Raw genomic sequence first — 19889 nt, forward strand, 5'->3', positions numbered from 1 at the left:
TCGCAATTAAAACACCATATAAAAAATAACGAACAACTTGGCTGTCCTAAATACCTGTGCTCCTAACGGTTTTATTCACACAGATTCTGGGCGTGGTTTTCTGCACCCTAAATTTAGTGGCAGCCAATTTTAACCCCTTGAAAAACTTTAATTTAGTCGTATTTGAGTTCGAATTTTAGATTTACTTGAAGCGACACATTTAGGTAAATGATTATGACTACATCACGCGTACATATTACTCCACACATGCACTGGGATCGTGAATGGTATTTCACAACAGAAGAGTCTCGTATTCTTCTAGTGAACAACATGGAAGAAATCATGAACCGTCTGGAGAGTGATCCAGAATACAAATACTACGTTCTAGATGGTCAAACCGCTGTTCTAGAAGACTACTTTGCGATCAAACCAGAGAACACAGAACGCGTAAAAGCATTGGTTGAAGCGGGCAAGCTTATTATTGGCCCTTGGTATTCTCAAACCGACACAATGCAAGTTTCTGGTGAGTCAATTGTACGTAACATGATGTATGGCATTCGTGACTGTATGAAATTTGGCGACGCAATGAAGATTGGTTACCTACCAGATTCATTCAGCATGAGTTCTCAACTGCCGATGATCTATAACGGTTTCGACATCACGCGTGCAATGTTTTGGCGTGGTTGTTCAGAGCGTCATGGCACGAATAAAACAGAATTCTTATGGCAATCAAACGACGGCAGTGAAGTTACGGCACAAGTGCTTCCGCTAGGTTACGCAATTGGCAAATACCTTCCACAAGACGAAGAAGGCTTGCGTGCTCGTTTAGATAAGTACTTCCCAGTGCTAGAAAAGCCATCGGTAACGAAAGACATTTTGCTGCCGAATGGCCATGACCAAATGCCGATTCAAAAAGACATCTTTGAAGTAATGGACAAACTTCGCGAAATCTACCCAGATCGCGAATTCTCAATGAGCCGCTTTGAAGAAGTATTCGAAAAAGTAGAAGCAGCACGCGACCAACTCGATACAATCAAAGGCGAATTCAACGACGGAAAATACATGCGTGTTCACCGTACTATTTCGTCTACGCGTATGGACATCAAACTGATCCACGCTGAAATCGAAAACAAGATTGTAAATATCTTAGAGCCGCTAGCGTCTATCGCTTGGACATTAGGCTTCGAATACCACCACGGCTTGATTGAGAAAATGTGGAAAGAGAGCATGAAGAACCACGCTCACGACTCGATTGGCTGCTGTTGTTCTGACAAGGTTCACGCTGAAATCCTAAACCGTTACATCCTTGCGGACGACATGGCGACCAACCTGATTCATTTCTACAAGCGTAAGATTGTTGACCACATGCCGGATCGCGAAGGTTGCGACAAACTAGCAATGTTCAACCTTTCTCCGTACGAGCGTGAAGAAGTGGTGAACACAACCATTACTATCCGTGCTCAAGAATTCTCAATCTTTGATGAAAACGAAAACCCAGTTGAGTACTTCATCCAAGACAAGCGCCAAATTGACCCGGGTAAAGTAGACCGCCAAATCGTTCACTACGGTAACTACGACCCGTTCATGGAGTTTGATATTCAAATCAAACGTAGTGTTCCAGCAATGGGCTTCACCACGTTACACATCCAAGGTAACGAGAAGGGCGCTGTAAAAGTTGCTGAGCAAAAAGACTACCTATTAGAAAACGAGTACTACCGAATCAATGTGAACGACAACGGTACTCTGACCATTTTCGATAAAGAGACAGAACAAGTATTCGACCAAGTCCTTCGTTTAGAAGACGGCTCTGATGACGGCGATGAATACGATTACTCTCCATCTCGTCAAGAATGGTTACTGTACTCAGACGAGTTCCCAGTCGAAACATCGATTGACCACCAAGGCTTCCAATCGGTCGCGAACATCGCTTTCCGAATGAACGTACCTGCAAACCTTGCAGAGCGTGAAGAACGCACGGGTCAAAACGGTTTTGTTGAAGCGCAATGCCAAGTGGTATTGAAGCAAGGTTCTCGCCGCATTGAAGTACGCATGGAACTAGACAATCAAGCCGACGACCACCGTGTACGTGTGTTAGTACCAACGCCATTTGTTTCTGAAACTGTGGTTGCAGATAACCAGTTCGGTTGTATTACTCGACCAACCAATGACCCAGCAATGGCGGTTTGGGAAGAAGAAAAGTGGAAAGAAGCACCAGTTCCTGTGTATCAGTTAATGAACTTTGCAGCGTTAGAAAACGGCAAAGCGGGTATGGCGATTATGTCGAATGGTCTGCGTGAATTTGAAGTGATTGCATCTCAAGGTGACGAAAACCGAGATACCTTCGCACTGACACTATTCCGCGGTATCGGCGTGTTAGGTAAAGAAGAGCTATTGCTTCGTCCGGGCCGTCCATCAGGCATCAAGATCCCGACACCAGATTCACAAGTACGCGGTAAGTTAGTGTGTGAATTCACGCTGTGTGGCTTCTCTGGCAACTATATTGACGCGAACATCATGGCGCAAGCACGTGACAATGTCACTCAAATCGAATGCTACAACAAGATCCCTTACAACGCGATGAAGCTGAATGTGGGCGAGCAAAACCTACCAATGAGCTTCAGCTTGCTATCGAAGCAACAAGCAGGTGCGGTACTAAGCGTACTTAAGAAAGCGGAAGACGAAGATGCGTTGATCATGCGTGTCTACAACCCAGCAGAAACGGGTTCAGTGTCAGATTCAATCTCCTTCACTCAAACCGTTTCAAGTTGGAAAGAGACAAGCATGGACGAGCGCGTTCGTGAAGGTGATGTAGCAACAGAAACCTTCGGCCAGTTGGCATCTTGCCAAGCAAAAACATTCCAAATTAAATTCTAATTTTAGTTACCCGCTCACCTTGGTGGGCGGGAATGGTGAACGACAATGAAAATTGTAATTGCCCCTGATTCATTTAAAGAATCACTCGACGCTAATCAAGTTGCGTCTTGTATTGAGCGTGGATTTGCTGACGTTTTCCCTCATGCAGAGTTTGTAAAAATGCCACTCGCTGATGGTGGTGAAGGCACGGTAGACGTGTTGCTAGAGGCGCTCAATGGTAAGAAACAACGGTTGCAAACGATGGACCCAATCGGACGTGAATGCACAGCTTACTGGGCGTCGTTAGAGCAGACTTTTGATGGAATTAAGGTGAAAACTGCCTTGTTGGAATTTGCTCAAGCGTCGGGCTTAGACCGATTAACGGTAGAAGAAAGATCACCTTTAACTGCATCTTCGTTTGGCACAGGGCTATTGATTAAAGATGCTTTAGATCAAGGCGTTGAACAAATCATTATCGGCTTGGGCGGTAGCGCAACCAACGATGCAGGTGCAGGAATTTTACAAGCATTGGGAGGCAAGTTATTAGACAAGCAAGGCAACGAGCTATCTGGTGGCGGCGCCGAGTTAAGCCAGTTAGCAAGCATCGATCTTGATGGACTGCACCCTAGATGCAAAGAAGTCACGTTCGTGGTCGCGTGTGATGTAAATAATCCTCTGTGTGGTGAAAGCGGAGCAAGTGCTGTGTTTGGCCCACAGAAGGGAGCATCGAAAGCTCAAGTTGAACAACTTGATATTGCGATCGGTCACTTTGCCGATATCGCTCAAGCACATACGGGTACTAATCATCGTGACACAGCTGGTTTTGGTGCGGCTGGTGGTACACCACTGGGGTTAAGTCTTGCATTCAATATTCAAATTAAAGCGGGTATTGAGATGGTATTAGATGCCTTGGATGCAGATAAGGTTCTTGAAGGTGCTTCACTGGTCGTGACCGGAGAGGGGCAGATGGACAACCAAACCCTGCAAGGTAAAACACCTTTCGGTATCGCTCAGAGAGCTCAAAAGCTGAGTATTCCAACCATTGGAATTGCGGGCTCTTTGGGGCAAGACGTTGAAAAGCTTTACGGTTCAATGTCTAGCTTATTTGGAACTGTACGTTCACCTCAGTCTTTAGACCAAGTTTTATTAGAAGCGAATCAAAACCTGACTCGTACTGCCCGTAATATCGCCGCCACGCTCAAGCTTGGCAGCCAGATTTTTAATGAGAAGTAATTATGTCTCTATTTAAACTCGACAACGTTATTCAAAACTACGCATGGGGAAGCAATGACTCCATTAACCAACTGTTTGGTATTGTGAACCCAAACCAAGAACCTCAAGCAGAAATTTGGATGGGTGCTCATCCTAATGGTTGCTCCAAAGTAGGCGATACTGGTGAGCCGCTTTCTCACATGATTGATGAAAATAGGATCGATGTCTTAGGTGGGTACACGGCGGCACGTTTCGGTGAGCTACCTTTCTTATTTAAGGTGTTAGCAGCTGAAACACCGTTGTCGATTCAGGTTCATCCGAATAAGCGTAAATCTGAATTAGGTTTTGAGCGAGAGAATGCACTTGGTATCCCTTTGAATGCGTCAAATCGTAATTACAAAGATCCAAACCACAAGCCTGAGTTGGTTTATGCGTTGACCTTCTACAAAGCGATGAATGGCTTTCGTCCAATCGGCGATATTATAGCCTTGTTCGAAGAAGCGGATATCCCTTCGTTAGCGATTGAGCTTAATGTACTTAAAGCCAATGCCGACAGTGATTCTCTGAAGTCTTTCTTTAGCGCAATTATGTCTCTTGAGGGAGAGCGCAAAGCCTCTGCGCTTAATGAGCTTTATGCTGCACATGCGCGACCAGCTAAAACGGTCATGGGGCGTGAAGCTCTGCAATACAGCATTGAATTCAAACAGCATTATCCGGGTGATATTGGTTTGTTTGCCCCATTGATGCTCAACACGGTTGAACTGGCGCCCGGTGAAGCGATGTTCCTGTTCGCAGAAACACCTCACGCTTATGTTCAAGGCACAGGTTTGGAGATCATGGCAAACTCAGACAATGTGCTGCGCGCCGGTCTTACACCCAAATACATAGACGTTCCTGAGCTTATCGATAACACGATCTTTGAGCCGATTAAGCCAGAAGATATTCGCCTTAAGCCTGTATTGAAAGAGGGCAAGATGAGCTATCCGATTCCAGTGGATGACTTTGGCTTTGATATCTTGTCTGCGACTGATGAGAGCAAGTCACAGTATTTACGTAGCGCGGAGATCTTGTTCTGTGTGGAAGGAGAGGCGACCGTCACTTCAGAAGGACGGTCAGTTTCTCTTAAACCCGGAGAATCGGTCTTTGTAAGTAGTAATTCAAGTGTTTACCAATATCAAGGGAATGGCATTTTGGCTCGTGCTTTTAACTAGTGCCCCCGTGCTAGCGATCAGCAAAAGAAATGTCAGAGTGCCACTGTAAAGTGGTACTCAATATTGGATTGATGGTTGTTATACCAATCACAGTAAGTAAGTGATCAGAAATAGCGCAGGAAAAAGACTTGAGAACAAGGCAGAATTTTTCGATAAGTAGTTATTCTACAATCAAAAATTCTAACGCAGTTATCAAGTTTTTGAACCAGCTAGGCTGACAGTTATTTACTACGATTGGTATTATCTATCTGTCTTTGACAGTCATGATTATTGACCATACCCGCTACTCTGGCGGGTTTTTTCATTATTAGAATGAGCAGATATAAGCTTGTAGAAACGAAAAACCCTGCGATCAGAGCAGGGTTTTTATTGAATCAGTTCTGAGTGGCTGGTTAAGCGATATGCGTCATTTTGTTAAGCACAAAGGTTTCAATACAGTTTTCAGTCGCAGCCATGTACTCGGCGATGTGTTGGCTCGCTAAGTGTTTCTCTAGATGGGCTTCAGACTCCCAGTTCTCATGAAAAACGAAGTGAGCAGGGTTACTGTTATCCTGGTGCAGATCGTAGTTAATACAGCCATCTTCAACACGGGTTTTATCGATCAATTTAATCATCTCAGCTTTTACAAGCTCAGTTTTGTCTTCTTTAGAGACGATCGTTGCAATAATAGTCAGTTTGCTCATTTTCAATTCCTCGACTTTAAACTCGATAAGTTCACGTAATATAAGTATAAATTCAGATTGAAGAAAGAGTTCTGAAATCCAATAACTATGGTTCTTGGCATCCACAATTCAAATTTGAGAGCTTAAAGCTTGTGGTAATCGGTTGCGCTCATTAAAAAGCCCTCATAGCAATATGAGGGCTTGAGAACAAGAATCAAACAGTGTTGTTATTGGGGTGTTAAGCGTATTGCTTTACCTTAAGCGTACTGCTCTACTGTCATCGCCCAATTTTTCTTCTGTTGTTCAAAATTCATTTTGATTTGTTGGTAGCGAACTTTAAGAACAGAGTGTTCGTACTTTTTCACAACGTCTTCACGTTTACTTTCAAGTAGCTGTTTTTTGACTTCGTAGTATTCGTTCATGTTTGATACTAGAGCATCGAACTCTTGTTGAAGCTTGTCTGCGATTTGCTGTTTGTCGGCACGGTGCATGATTTTCTGCTGAGTGCGTTTCAGTAACATTGTTGCTTCGGCCTTTTCAATACGAGCTTGGGGTGTTTTCTTAAGCTTACTTGCTAGGCCCATCAATGAAGCACTCTTAATCAACCATTTCGTTGGATCGTATTGCCACCAGTAGATGCCGTTACGGTAGTCGTTCTCAAAGATGTGGTGGAAGTTGTGGTAGCCTTCGCCAAAAGTGAGTACCGCTAGCACACCGTTGTCACGCGCTGTATTTTTGTCGGTAAAAGGTTGGCTACCCCAGATGTGAGCAAGAGAGTTAATGAAGAATGTGGTGTGGTGGTTGAGGACCAAACGAACTGCACCCACAATTAACAGCATGCCAAGCACGTCACCGTAAATTACACCTAATGCGATTGGAACACCGAAGTTCATAAGTAATGCTAATAAAACGTAATGCTTGTGCTGCCACATAACAATCTTATCTTTTTTTAGGTCGCGACAATTTTCGTAATCTGTGTACATTGCAGTGTTGTAATTACGAATCATCCAGCCTATGTGCGAATACCAAAAGCCACGCTTTGCTGAGTATGGGTCTTTGTCGTTGTTATCGACATGTTTGTGGTGCACACGGTGATCAGAAGACCAGTGTAGTGCGCTGTTTTGTAGAGCAAATGCGCCACCTAATGCAAATAGAAATCTTAGGCTTGAATGCGCTTCAAATGCTTTGTGCGACCATAAGCGGTGATAACCCGTCGTGATAGAAAGGTTACAGAACGTAAAACAGATCGCTAGCCATATCCAGTGCTCCATACCATAGCCAAAAAAGTAGCCATAAACGGGAGCCGCGACAACAGCAAGCAGCATGCTAAAAGAGAAAACAAAAATATTGAGCCAGATTAGTGGTGGCTTTTTTGTTGATGGTTTATCGGCACTATTCATTAGTAAATTTCCATTGAGCTTACATCTGTTCGCTAGAATATCAGCGTACACGTGTAAGTCAATATTGAAAGTGTAAACGTGTATTAGTATGTTTTGCTTAAATATTGTATAAAGGTAGTGTGAAATGTAGTAGCAAGTAATAAATGGAAGTACTAAGGGCTAATAAATGGAAATTAAGGTAGCTGAATATAAAGATTATGAGCGGATTGCCCAATTACACGCGGATAGCTGGAAGCTATATTACCGTGGCATTCTTGCTGATGATTACCTAGAAAATGATGTTTTGGAGGACAGATCTGTTATTTGGCAGACTCGTTTGATTAATCCTCCTTTCAACCAACATGTTTTATTGCTTGAAGAAGGCGGTTTACTGGTTGGTTTCGTCTGCGCGTTTGGTAATCACAACTTTGAACGTGGTACGTTCATTGATGCGTTACACGTAGACAATAATTACCACGGTCGTGGTGTTGGCAAGCGTCTATTGTCTGAATTGTCAAAGTGGTTGCAGCAATACTATTCTGATTCGGGGCTTTACCTAGAGGTGATGTCTGAGAACCACCAAGCGATTGCTTTTTATCAGGCGATTGGTGGCAAAGAAGAACTAGAGCAAGTTTGGAACGCACCATGTGGCAGCCAAGTGAATGAAAAAGTGATTTCTTGGAGCTCTCCCGTTGAACTTGAACAGAAAACAGCGAGCGTTGTGTATTCTTAGTAGATTCTTGTTGAGTACTGGTTGTTTGCTGAGTAGCAGGTTCTTAACTAAGCTATTTTAAAGCACAAGAACAAAGACAAAAGCCCCGAGCATTCAATTGTTCGGGGCTTTTTTGATTGGATTAATGGTCGTTATAATGAATCGCTAGGGCGCGTGAAATGCTGGGCGATTAATCACTCCATGTGATCTTATTTCTACCGCTCTTCTTCGAAATGTAGAGTGCTTGATCGGCATCGTCGATAAGTTGTTCGACAGAGCCGAGAGCCTGTAACGCATGTTTCACACCGATTGAAATCGTTACTTCTAACCGAAGGAGAGAAGGAGATTCTAATAGGGAGTTAACTAGCGATTCAATTGAAGCCTCAGTTTCTCCTTGGACCATCACCAAAAACTCTTCACCGCCGTATCGAAAGCAGTTACTGCTGGTTGGTAGCCTTTTTTGAATCTCATCGGCCAGTTCTTTGATCACCATATCACCCATTTGGTGGCCGTAGGTGTCGTTAATCGATTTGAAATGATCAATATCTATCATGATCGATGTAATGGATAACTGACGGTCTATGCTTGGTTCGATCACCTGATGAAGATAAAGGCGGTTGTAGCAACCCGTTAGCGCATCTTGATAAGAAAGGGCTTCAAACATATTAGATTGCTTGCGGAGTTGTATTGCTTGTTTACGAAGCTGTTCGGATTGAGTGAAGCGTTTATGCACTTCGAAATCTCGTCTTAAACAAGAAGCTGCAATAAGAATATAAGCTGAAGCGTATACGGAAATGGTTTCTATTTCGTGACTAGGCTCTGCTTCATAAAGCTGAGGGGCAAGGCCAATGAGATAAGCCAAAAAGATAAATGATAGCGTAGAGATGCTGTATTTAACAGACAGTCTTGAAAAGGTTCCGATGTAGATCATGACGAGAATGATGCCACCTTGGTAATCGAAATTACTCAGTTCGATAGCGAGTCGGCCTACATAGACCAAGAAAAGCGAGCTAATTACAAGGAAGGTACTTTCTATGAGTTCTAAAACGTTGGGTTTATTTGTAATGCAGTATCTGGCGACAGCCATCATCAATAGAAAAAGTAAGACTCGGAAAATGATAGGTGTTACACACTCTGTACCAAAGTGAATGTAGTCGGTAACAATGAAAGCACAGAATATTGAGATCGGGATGTAGATGAAATTTATGTACGGCAAATAAATTTCATTATCGAAATAGGTTTTAAATCTTTGATTCTTGAACCCAGAATAAGAGCGCATTGAGAAACTAGCCGAAATGAATACACAATAATTTGCGTAGTATGTCACAGTCTTTGGGATTGTAAATGACCATTTCTATAGATTTGTCAGTATGTTAGCTAGATCAACAAACGGTACAAGGCAATATTCACGCTCTATTATCGGTAGAACGTGAATATCTTAGAGGCTGGTGTAAGAGTGGTTAACAGAAACTAATGGAGATTAACAAAAACTAATAGCGATTAGCGCTTGTTCTTTAAGTAACGCTTACGACGTTCTTCTTTCTTCTTAATCTGTTGCTCAGCTTTCAGTGCAGCCGCTTCTTCTACTTCAACCAACTCTTTGGTGATCATCTCTGGTAGTTCTAGCGTTACTTTACCTAAAGTACCACTGCGAAGTTCATGAAGAAGGATTTCCGAACATTTGTGAATGTCTATATGACCACCTGCACGAAGTGCACCACGCTTACGACCAATCGCTTCCATCAATTCGATGTCAGACTCTGGCAGTTCTTCAATTTGGTAGCGTTCCTGCAGTAGGTGAGGGTACTGCTTTGCTAGGTATTCTACTGTGTAGAATGCCACTTCGTCGTATTCCATTGCTGTATCTTTTACCGCACCAGTCGCAGCTAAACGGAAGCCGCTGTGTGGGTTTTCTACTTTAGGCCAAAGGATCCCAGGAGTATCTGAAAGGATCACACCGTTTTGCAGGTTGATACGTTGTTGGCGACGAGTTACCGCAGGTTGGTTACCCGTTACCGCAATCGTACGTCCAGCCAAGCAGTTGATAATGGTCGATTTACCCACGTTAGGGATACCCATAATCATTGTTCGAATGTTCTTGCCCATTTGCTCACGGTGCGGTGCCAGTTTACGTACTAGCTCCATCACGTGGTTAACTTCTTCTTTTACGCTGGTGGTAATGGCAATAGCTTTAACGCCTTGCTCTTTCTCGAAGTGTTCAATCCAACGTTCAGTAAGCTCAGGATCGGCAAGGTCGCGCTTGTTCAACACTTTTACACAAGGCTTATCGCCGCGCAGTGAAGAGATCATTGGGTTTTCACTACTGAACGGGATACGAGCGTCCAGTACTTCGATGATCACATCAACCTGTGGGATAACTTCTTCGATTTCTTTGCGGGCTTTATGCATGTGACCCGGAAACCATTGAATAGACATAGAGATAAACCTTGATAAATATATTTGCTGCACATTGTAAGGGTTCGCTAGGGCGTGTAAAGCGCTATATCGCCTAGAAGAACTACAGAAAAAGACATTTGCGCAAAGATTCTTGGGAGTTCAATTGAAATTGACTACTAAGTTACAATTTAGAGTGCAGTGATCATATTTCTAACTCTCTGATTAAGCTTAAAAAAGTTTAGGTTGACTAGTGAGAGAACGCGTTATTTGAGTCGCCTATTCGGAGACAAATAATGCGAGTATTTGCTTGGTTTGCCTCAAAGATAAAATCAAATGTTACTCCGAAAAGCACTATGTTGGAGGTTGGCTTGATTGTACCGATTGAGCTAGGCTTTTTATTAGCTGTTTACGCTCTGCTTGAGCGATGTATATAAATTGGTCGTTGTAGCTTTTGTCTGCGTTGATATATTGTTCGAAGTTAACCGGTACTCCAGCAACCGAAAGCTCTAAATGCAAGTGAGGTCCAGTTGTTCGGCCTGAATTCCCAGTAAGACCGATTATCTGACCTTTAGTGATGTATTCCCCAGCTAAGACATGTCTTTCTGAAAGATGAAGGTAGCGCGCATAGTTTCCATCAGTGTGTTTTATGGTTAGGTAGTTACCTGCGAAACGGTTATATCGAGACTTCAAAACGACACCGTCGGACAACGAATGAATCTCTGTGCCAATAGGTGTCGCGTAATCCGTTCCAAAATGAGGTGCAATTCGATTCGTTATAGGGTGTTTCCTGTTTAAATCGAATGATGAACTTACTCGATAATGCTTAGGAAGAGGGAATACATAGTCATTATTTATTTTATATCCATTTTCGTTATAGATATTATCATCCGCCCCTCTCATAGCAAAAAATTCTATATCACTGCCTAAATAGTAAAAAGCACTGACATATTCTGTGTTTGTACCATCATGTTGGGTTTTTATTGAAAACTTATCACCGTTGTTAACTGATTTAATAATGTCAAAATTATCACCTAATAGACTCAATAGTGATTTTAATTCATTGTTCGTCAAACCAGAGGATAGTATGGAACTGACAAAAGAGTATTTCACAACCCCTGAAACCATTTCAGATGTCGGAGCTGGGGTTGGAATATGAATGCTTTTGGGCTCAGCTATTTTAGGTGCCTGTTTTTTATCAGTATTTGAATGGTTGTAGCTTAGCGATATGGCTGTTGAAACGATCAAAAAAACCATCAAAAGGCCAAAGGAAAGGGTGCGGCGACTTAAATGGCTATTTATTTTCAAATACATAAATCATCAATAAAATTCGGTTAATGGATAAAAATAAGAATTAGATCATAATATTTATTTGTTTTTTTTGCATGTTATTTTAGTTCATTCCTTCTTAATGACTGGCTAAAGGCATAGGGTGTGTTTCTAGAGTGATAAAAAACAAACCTTTCACCTTTTGATTTAGCTAAACTGTACTTTGCAAGTAGTTATTATGTCATGTTGAGAAAATTTTAGACGATAATATAATCGCGGCAAAATATACTCTGCCAGAATACTATGTTCACTAAAAATACGCTGAAATCAACATTAGGTCTTATTGTTACGTCGCTTATCTTAAGCGCATGTGGCGGTGGGGAAGGTGGAGGTGATAACACCCCGCCAGCAAGGAATACCGGAAGCATCTCAGGTAACGTTTTTGACGCTCCTGTGAGCGGTGCGAAAATTGAGGTGTTTGAATACAAGGATGGAAACCTAGGTAGGAAGTTAGCAAGTACGACTTCCGATGCTTTTGGTGACTACAAGGTTGAATTTGAATCTTCATCAATGCCACTTTTTATCGTAGCTAAAGAAGGCAGTTATACCGATCCCTTAACGAAAAATACAGTGTCTGTCAGTAACGGCAAAACACTGCGTTTAGAAGCTATGCTCAATTACAAAGAAGGGCGTGATCAAAACTTAATGCTGACCCCTTTGACGAACATCGTTTCAGGCTTAACTCAATACAAAGTAGGCAGGGGAGTGTCAGACTCTACTGCTATATCGGAATCACTAAATAGCATTAACGATATGTATGGTTTCGATGTCAATGAAACTACTCCGATAGACATTACTAAAGGTGGTCAAAGTAGTTTTGCTACATCCGGTCACCAATATGGTGCTTTATTGACCGCTTATTCTTCTTATTCGTACGACCTAATTCAAAAATACGGTGATACTCAGAGTAATATTTACACATCGATGCATTTGGCTGATATCCAATATCGAGATGTCATTGCCGATGGTCTTCTTGATGGGCTGGAAATAAGTACTGTGTCGGGAGGGGTAACCCCTTTGACCTTCGGTCAACAAAAAGTCTCTAGTGATATTTACACTAACGATTTGGCACAGCATGTTCTAATTGTCGTCAATGATCCTAACTTAAATATTTCAGGAACAGACGCAGACGACTATGTTGAGTTTAGCCGTAAGATTAATGACCAAGGCACCAATAGCGGTACTGGCGGTGTGATCCCTCCTCGCGATGAAACCGAAATTGATACCGAAGCGCCTACAGTGTCTAGAACAGACAGTGATGTATTGGCAGGTCTCGATAAAGTGGATATTAAGCTCAATGATGAAATTGGTGTTCAAGGTGTTTCAGCGTACCTTGAATACCAACTGGACGGTGTCTGGTCTCTCGAGAGTCAGTGTGACGATGAACAAACTTCGGATAGTGAGTTTTGTTTCTTGGAGTTCGACGGCTTTGAATCTGGTCTTAGAGAAACAAGTATTAAAGTAAGTGTAGACACAAAAGCCATTGACGCGGTAGAAGTGGGACTCTCAAATGTCACTGCGGCACGTTTGGTTTTTTATACGACTGATGTCTTAGGCAACGAATTAGTTCAAGGGCGAGATGTTGGCCAGTATATAAACTTTGAATGGGACAACAATGCACCAGTAATTGAGGTAACTTCAGAAGATACTTTCAATGGTAAAGATGATAACTATTTTCTTAGAGGAATTATAAAAGAAGATTATCAAAATATCGAATCAACGACGGTAAGAATCAATGGAGAACTACCTAAAAATTTAGAATGTAAGCCGATGAACGCTGAGTTTGGTAGCGCTTGTAGCTTCGAAGAGAGCTATCCTGCAGCGGACTTTTCATCATCAACAACTTCATTTGAAATTACGGCGACAGATACGCAAGGGAATGTAGGAATAGAGCCACATACAGTAACTAAGGATGATCAAGCTCCGGAGCAAGTAATTAGCTATCCAAAGAATGCTCCAATGAATTATATCAACGTTAGTGTTGATGGGGAGCGAGTATCTAAAGAAGATGTTTATACGCAAGATACCTACACATCAGAAACGGTTCAATCCACTCGTGATTATTTGAAGATTGATTACATTTACGCGAGTAAGGGGATTTTAAGCTCAATTCCAGGTGTTGATTTCAGTGACTTTAATGTCAACCACCTCAAAGATAACAAAATTCCATATGTTCGTGTCAGAGTTTCAGATGGCAATGGAGATACGGGGTTAGGATCTAGTGCCGACAAACTTAAGCTAGTTGTTAAGTATTTAGTAAGCCCAAATAATGATAACAACTACGCGCTTCAGAAGGTGACCGATACCGTAGCCTCTGCCGCTAAAATACCCCACGAAACTATCTCTGATACTGAAGGGCACGTAAATGAGGTCATCTATTATGTTCCTTTTGTAAAAGAGATACTTGGTGACAACTTCGATTCTACATCCGAGAACAGCAGTCAAAAACTGGTGATTCAAACTATTGACGAGTCTGAAAATGAAAGTGCTGAGCAAGAGGTATATTTTCGTAGTAGTTTCGACTTACCGACAATGACGATTGTTACTCCATTTATCGGGGCTAGTGTGCAACTGGAGGGGTTAAACTCGAAGGGGGAGTTTACCTCGTTAGGAAGATGTACCACTATTCAACACTTAGAAAGTGATGGAACAAATAAAGCACTAGATGTTGCTGGGTGTGAAACAACAACCGATGTAGTTAACTACGACTTTATGCGAGTGCGGCTAATCGGTATTGATGGTAATACACAACCGCATTACTACAAGTGGGAAAGTGATCCGGGTACACAATCAGAACAAGTGAACTTAAATAGCGCGAATATAGGAGCTTACTTCAAACTAAATGGTTCTAAAACTTTTTATATTACCGAGCTAGCAACATACCAGACCGGACTGTTTGACTCTCAATGGAATCAAGTTGAAGCTGGAAACAAGACCCCTGAGAATGCCGCACGAATTTTAGACGACGTAGAATATGCTCTCGCTGGTGGAAGTGACTCATTCTTTGGTTTCGACCCAACGATCGTTTCGTATGCGACGAATGAAATGTTGAAAGGTGCTATTCCGGAAAAACTGCCAAATAATTACATTCATAGGTTTTTAGTAGAAGCGATTTACGACATTACCCAAGTAAACAATATGCTACTAAGTAACTCTGTTGATTTTGCTTCCGCTATTTATGATGACTTGCAGTACGATGGCCAAGCTAACGGTATTGGTAGTGGGGGTAAAAAAATAGTTCTAGATTCATATGAATTTAGCTCAACGTCTTACCGTAATGACTTAGCGCAATCGTACTATAACATTATGACTGAAAAGTATGGTGTTGCAGCTAACCTAGCTCAGCGATACGCCGATCAGATATCAATGGCTAACCCAAGCCTAGATGGCGAACAGATCATAGACGGTGATGTCGAAAGTATTGATAAATCACCGCCTAAACCTTCGCTAAGTATCGAAAATGGCCGAGAAACATGGGTTGGAAATAAACGTTACGTTGCTGGTGTTTTAAATTCGCAGATTCTTTTGGAAGATCCATCTGGCATTGTAGTAGAAGAAGGCAGTCAGCCATCATTTGTTACTATGTGGTATGAAAAAACTGAACCGAATACGGGAACTCCAATTGACCTGAATATTCGAGAGTCAGGTGGTGATAGTTATAAAAAAGAGTATCTATTTACCCTTGATACTGAGTCGTCAAATCTCACAGGTATTGACAAGTTTGAGCTTATAACGAGTGCAATGGACGAGCATGGAAATAGCTATGGTTACAATGGGGAAGATCCCCATATAGAAACCTTATATATCGATAATGATTATCCTTTGGTCACTTACACTCCCCCGATCGGTGGTGACGATAACCCGGTCGAAGAGGGCGTCTACCTGAACACCAATTATAACCAAGAACTCACTTTTACAATTGATGATCCTGTAGGGGATAAGTTGGATAAGCGCGGCCTAACTTTCTATAACGCGGCCACAGGAGAAAGCAATAGTTATACTCCGAACCGTTTTTCAAGTAATGAAGAAAAATATTTTAAGGTGAAACTATGCTCTGGAGACAAATGTAGCGCAGAAGATAATATTCTTAGTCCAAAAGATGGTAATTGGACTGTATATGTGAGTGCTGAAGACAATTTGTCTAATATAGTTAACCGTCAGACGACCAATGCTCCTCAATTTAGTGTATTACTTGATTCAAAAGGTCCGGTAGTCAACGGGTCTAAAATTGCTAACCATCTGGGTGGTAACTCAAGTTGGGTTCCTGATATTACTTGGAGTTTAAGCCCGGGAAGTTTGGTCAAAGTCGAAATGAAACCAGAGTCTGGAAGGCGTTTCACTTTACAACAGTACGAAACCGAACCTGAAGAGAGTACTGAGCCGTATCTCTTTGGTATTCAGCCTAATGTAGAGGTGAGACTAGTTGCAGATGCATTTAAATATAATGAGAAAAACTTTTTCTACGTAACAGCAACAGACAGTTCTTTCCCATTGGGTACACACAGTGGTGAATTTGAATTCTTAGTCGACAATAAGGGGCCAGTAATTGAACTTGCTGACCCGTGGGTAATAGATACAAACTCCGGTGAAAGCTATGTTCTTGGCACCAACTTTACGGTGAAGTTTACGTCAGTATCTGACGATTCTGACGTATCTAAAGTTGAACTTTGGCAACAAGATCAAGTGGCTGCAATACGTTCAATTGACCCCAAAGATCCAACGCAGCCTTTTGATTTCGTAATTACAGAAACACAAAGTGACGCTATCGTAATTGGGGAAGACAAAAAGGCTAATCTGTACCTTAAAGCTGTAGACGAATATGGATTTGAATCTGAAACGGAAATAAGAACTATTCTGTTAGATCGTGAAGGTCCATCATTAAAGTTAAATGGGTTTGATCCGGAAAGTTTCTATCTTGGTAATTATGTATTCAACCTTTCTGCTCAAGACTTAAATGACAGGGGAACACCTTCGTCAGAGGGTGTTAACAAAGAAACATTAGAGTATTGGACTTTTAAAGAAAACCCCTCTGATGCAAGCACCTTAGTTGGTGATGAAATGAAGATCCCTTTAGGAGGCGAAAACTATGTCGATAGTGCGACTCGCACAATCAGATTAGGTGGTTCCGACATTAGAGGGAATACGACAAGCGTAGATTATGTGGTTAAAGTTCAAAACTCAAAGCCCACGATTAAATCGGTTACTTTCACATATGAAGGTGGCACACCAGTTTCTTCTGCTGGTGGCCAGATACAAATTACTCGTAGTGAACCTGTAATTATCAGTATTGCTGCCGAAGACGAAAGCGGGATCCCGCTAGTTGAAGGTACTTATAAATATGGTGAACAAACCAACAGTATCTCATTTTCTCAGAAAGACGGCTTATGGGAAGCTAGGTTGACAGAGGCCGATCTAACGGAAGACGGAGCCTATCAACTGAAATTCAAAGTATATAATAATGTTCGCTATAACTCAGATCAAGAAAGGCCGTCTGAAACAAAGTCAGCAAGTATCAATGTGCAACGTCAAGGCGTAGCTCTGTCAATCGCAAAACCGACTGACTTCCAAAGTCATATATCGGGAAGTACCCTTAATGTTGAATTTGACCCTGTGGGTGAGGTAAAAGCGAGAACATTAGAATGTTGGGTAAGAGAAAATTACACATCAGAAGGTGTACCGGAAGATAGCTCAAACAACCCTTACTCAGGTGTTATAACTAATCCTCAAGAGAATTATAAGTGTAGTGTTACAACTGATGTGAATATGTCTGTTTCGCCTGTGGTTTTGATAACTAAAACAGTCGGAATGAATGGCACTGAAACTGTTAATAAGTTCAGCTTTAATATGATGGATATCGATGCCCCGACGGTTGAAAAAGACACATATCAATTTACTGGCAATGACGTTGGTTTGAATGCCGAAGGTAAGAAAGTTCTGAGCTTAACATTGAGCTTCAAAGACAATCTTTCTGGTGTGGATATTAGTGATGGTAACGAACCGTTATTGGTAAGAAATCAATTAAATGTGTCTTTTGAACCAAAAAGTTGTAGCTCTAAATTGGGTATAACGACATGTACGTATACCGCGTTGTATGCCGATATCCTCTATCCAGGGGCGTTGCAGCATTTATACACGATTAAGAACTTGTCTGATATCGCCGGAAACTTGGGTTCGGATCATGCGTTAGAGTTATTGCTTCCAGCCCAAGGCGATTTAGAAATCGCCATTACGAGCCCTGCTGAAAATACTTTTATTCGAGGTGAGACCCTTGAAATGAAATTCAAGGTGAAGGTTGGAGAAAATTCTGATCTTGAAAATGTCGTCGCAACTATAGATGGTGCGTCATATAATTTGAATGATAACCCAGAGAACTTTAGCCCTTCTTTCATTAAGTGCGAGGATGACTATTCTTGCTCTACGTTTACCGCGCCATTAGGTGACAAACTTGATGGCAAAAAAATTGAGCCGCGAATACAAATTATTGATGTATGGGGTGAATCAAAGAGCGATGAAGTCCGTGTAACGGTCGATAATAGCGTTCCAAATATTGACGATACAGTTACCCTCAATGAATCTCCGGACGATGCTAACTTGGTTAGATTCCAGTTTTCGGTTTGGGATGAAGGGAGTGGAATTGCAAGCGTTAAATACACGTTAAGCAATCCTAAGCATGTCTTCGATAAAGATAACATTCCCGACAATTCGCATCTCTATTTTGATCTTCCGAAAACTGAGTTACAGGGATTGAATTCGATACGAGTCAATGTCGAAGCAACTGACAATGTAGGTTGGACTCAAAACAAAACGATTGATATTGACATTAGGGTACCAACTATTGATTTGGCTTTTGATGGAATAACAAGTTTACAAGGGGATAAGCTTGCTTTTACCAATGAAAGCCAAGCGTTCACCATTACTTCTGATGAGGGAGAGGATGTAAAAGCTGCTTCCTATTCTATAGATTTGGTTCCAGCTTCAGGTAGCACAATTAAGTTTTCTGGAAAAATAGCCTCTTCAACAGCTTCAGATACGATGACATTTGATATCGATGCTCAAGCTGAGTATAGGCAAAAAGTAACCGTAACCGATTCTATCGGGCGAGTCATAACCGACGTTAATGTGCTCAATAAGACTTACGATTCTAAAGGCATTGCGTCCATTGTTGATTACCAAGCTCCGGTCATTTCAAGTATCACTAGTAGCCAGGATTCGATGATTCCGGAGAAGGGGCAATACTATTTGGATGTAAGAGCATACGTCTTCGATAAAAATCTAAGCAGTGTTAATTCTACGGCGGACAACGGTACCGATGCCCCGGTAAATCCACAGTCAATTGAAGAACCGACCAAAGACGGTGACCCTTACTTGATACGTTATCTTTTATCTCCTGGCGATTATCTAATAACGGTAACAGCAGACGATTTAGTTGAACACAAGACCGAGAAGTCACTAAATGCAAAAGTTGAAGCTGCAAGTATTCCTGAGTTAACAATATCAACGACAGCGTCAATGCCTTTGGCTGGTGGAGTCGAAATTCCACTTTTGTTTACCTTCACTGAAGAGGTAAATCAATTTGAATTTTCAGATGTAGAGATTCAAGCAAGTGACGGTAATGATACAGGCGAGCTGAAGCAAGCATCATGGATTACAACAGATAACATAACTTGGTCGGTCAATTATATAACGCCTGAAAAACAGGACAAAAACATAACCATACGGGTCGGTGATAATAGTTACGAAAGCGTAAATACTATCCCCGGAACAGGGGATAGTTTGGTTATGGGGGTCGAGGGCGTTCTGCCAACGCTGACCAAAGTGACGTTTGATCCTACTTATCAAGAAATCGGTAAGGATGTTCAAGTTGAGCTTAAGTTTGACAAAGAGTTGCAAGAGGCCAAGGCTACATTAGGCGCGAACAATATTACTATGATTGCTGATACTGAAAATAAGAAAGTTTGGACCGGAACCGTGAATGTCCCAGACGTACCAGAACTCGGTGTTGGCCTAGTGGTGAGTCAATATAAAGACCTAGTAGGCAATGTGGGCGAGGATAACACGTCATATACATTGCCAATCACGCCAACATTGACCATAGCCGATGTGGATAAGGTGGACGAGAGCGAGGCAGCAAACTATCAGTTTACAGGCACCGCGAAAC

At 41.9% G+C, this 19889-nt stretch carries 10 protein-coding genes; 5 read left to right on the plus strand and 5 right to left on the minus strand.

The annotated features are described in order from the left end of the window. The first annotated feature begins 213 nt into the window (after nucleotides 1–213). From mngB to manA, 3 genes are read left to right on the plus strand one after another with little or no spacing between them, the layout of a single operon-like run. Entirely contained in the window at nucleotides 214–2853 is a 2640-nt protein-coding gene (mngB, locus tag AACR09_RS15740) for a mannosylglycerate hydrolase (RefSeq protein WP_193835360.1), read from the plus strand. A 45-nt stretch (nucleotides 2854–2898) separates the two neighbouring features. Then, nucleotides 2899–4065, plus strand: a complete 1167-nt coding sequence (locus AACR09_RS15745) for a glycerate kinase (RefSeq protein ID WP_193835361.1) — start codon at nucleotides 2899–2901, stop codon at nucleotides 4063–4065. A 2-nt stretch (nucleotides 4066–4067) separates the two neighbouring features. After that, nucleotides 4068–5255, plus strand: coding sequence for a mannose-6-phosphate isomerase, class I (gene manA, locus AACR09_RS15750; protein ID WP_193835362.1), 1188 nt, complete (start codon nucleotides 4068–4070; stop codon nucleotides 5253–5255). A 392-nt stretch (nucleotides 5256–5647) separates the two neighbouring features. On the opposite strand, the gene AACR09_RS15755 is transcribed toward manA, so the two are convergent. Beyond that, nucleotides 5648–5938 carry a putative quinol monooxygenase gene (locus AACR09_RS15755; RefSeq protein WP_081230494.1) on the minus strand — a complete coding sequence of 97 codons (291 nt, stop codon included), beginning with the start codon at nucleotides 5936–5938 and terminating at the stop codon, nucleotides 5648–5650. Between the two features lie 236 nt (nucleotides 5939–6174). After that, entirely contained in the window at nucleotides 6175–7317 is a 1143-nt protein-coding gene (locus tag AACR09_RS15760) for an acyl-CoA desaturase (protein WP_193835363.1), read from the minus strand. A gap of 166 nt (nucleotides 7318–7483) precedes the next feature. Between AACR09_RS15760 and AACR09_RS15765 the strand changes: the two genes are divergently transcribed. Beyond that, nucleotides 7484–8029, plus strand: a complete 546-nt coding sequence (locus AACR09_RS15765) for a GNAT family N-acetyltransferase (protein ID WP_004731280.1) — start codon at nucleotides 7484–7486, stop codon at nucleotides 8027–8029. Between the two features lie 169 nt (nucleotides 8030–8198). Here the strand turns inward: AACR09_RS15765 and AACR09_RS15770 are convergent, their stop codons facing one another. From AACR09_RS15770 to AACR09_RS15780, 3 genes are all read right to left on the minus strand, one after another. Next, nucleotides 8199–9224, minus strand: a complete 1026-nt coding sequence (locus AACR09_RS15770; protein ID WP_029406384.1) for a GGDEF domain-containing protein — start codon at nucleotides 9222–9224, stop codon at nucleotides 8199–8201. Between the two features lie 284 nt (nucleotides 9225–9508). Next, a complete protein-coding gene (ylqF, locus tag AACR09_RS15775) occupies nucleotides 9509–10444 on the minus strand; it encodes a ribosome biogenesis GTPase YlqF (protein ID WP_004731276.1) in 936 nt (311 codons plus the stop codon). A gap of 312 nt (nucleotides 10445–10756) precedes the next feature. Beyond that, a complete protein-coding gene (locus AACR09_RS15780; RefSeq protein ID WP_054542357.1) occupies nucleotides 10757–11716 on the minus strand; it encodes a peptidoglycan DD-metalloendopeptidase family protein in 960 nt (319 codons plus the stop codon). A gap of 258 nt (nucleotides 11717–11974) precedes the next feature. Between AACR09_RS15780 and AACR09_RS15785 the strand changes: the two genes are divergently transcribed. Beyond that, nucleotides 11975–19889, plus strand: a 7915-nt coding sequence (locus AACR09_RS15785; protein WP_228010659.1) for a hypothetical protein, incomplete at its 3' end; no start/stop codon positions are given.

It is taken from the genome of Vibrio sp. OPT20, assembly GCF_963889365.1.
GTDB classification, from domain to species: domain Bacteria; phylum Pseudomonadota; class Gammaproteobacteria; order Enterobacterales; family Vibrionaceae; genus Vibrio; species Vibrio splendidus.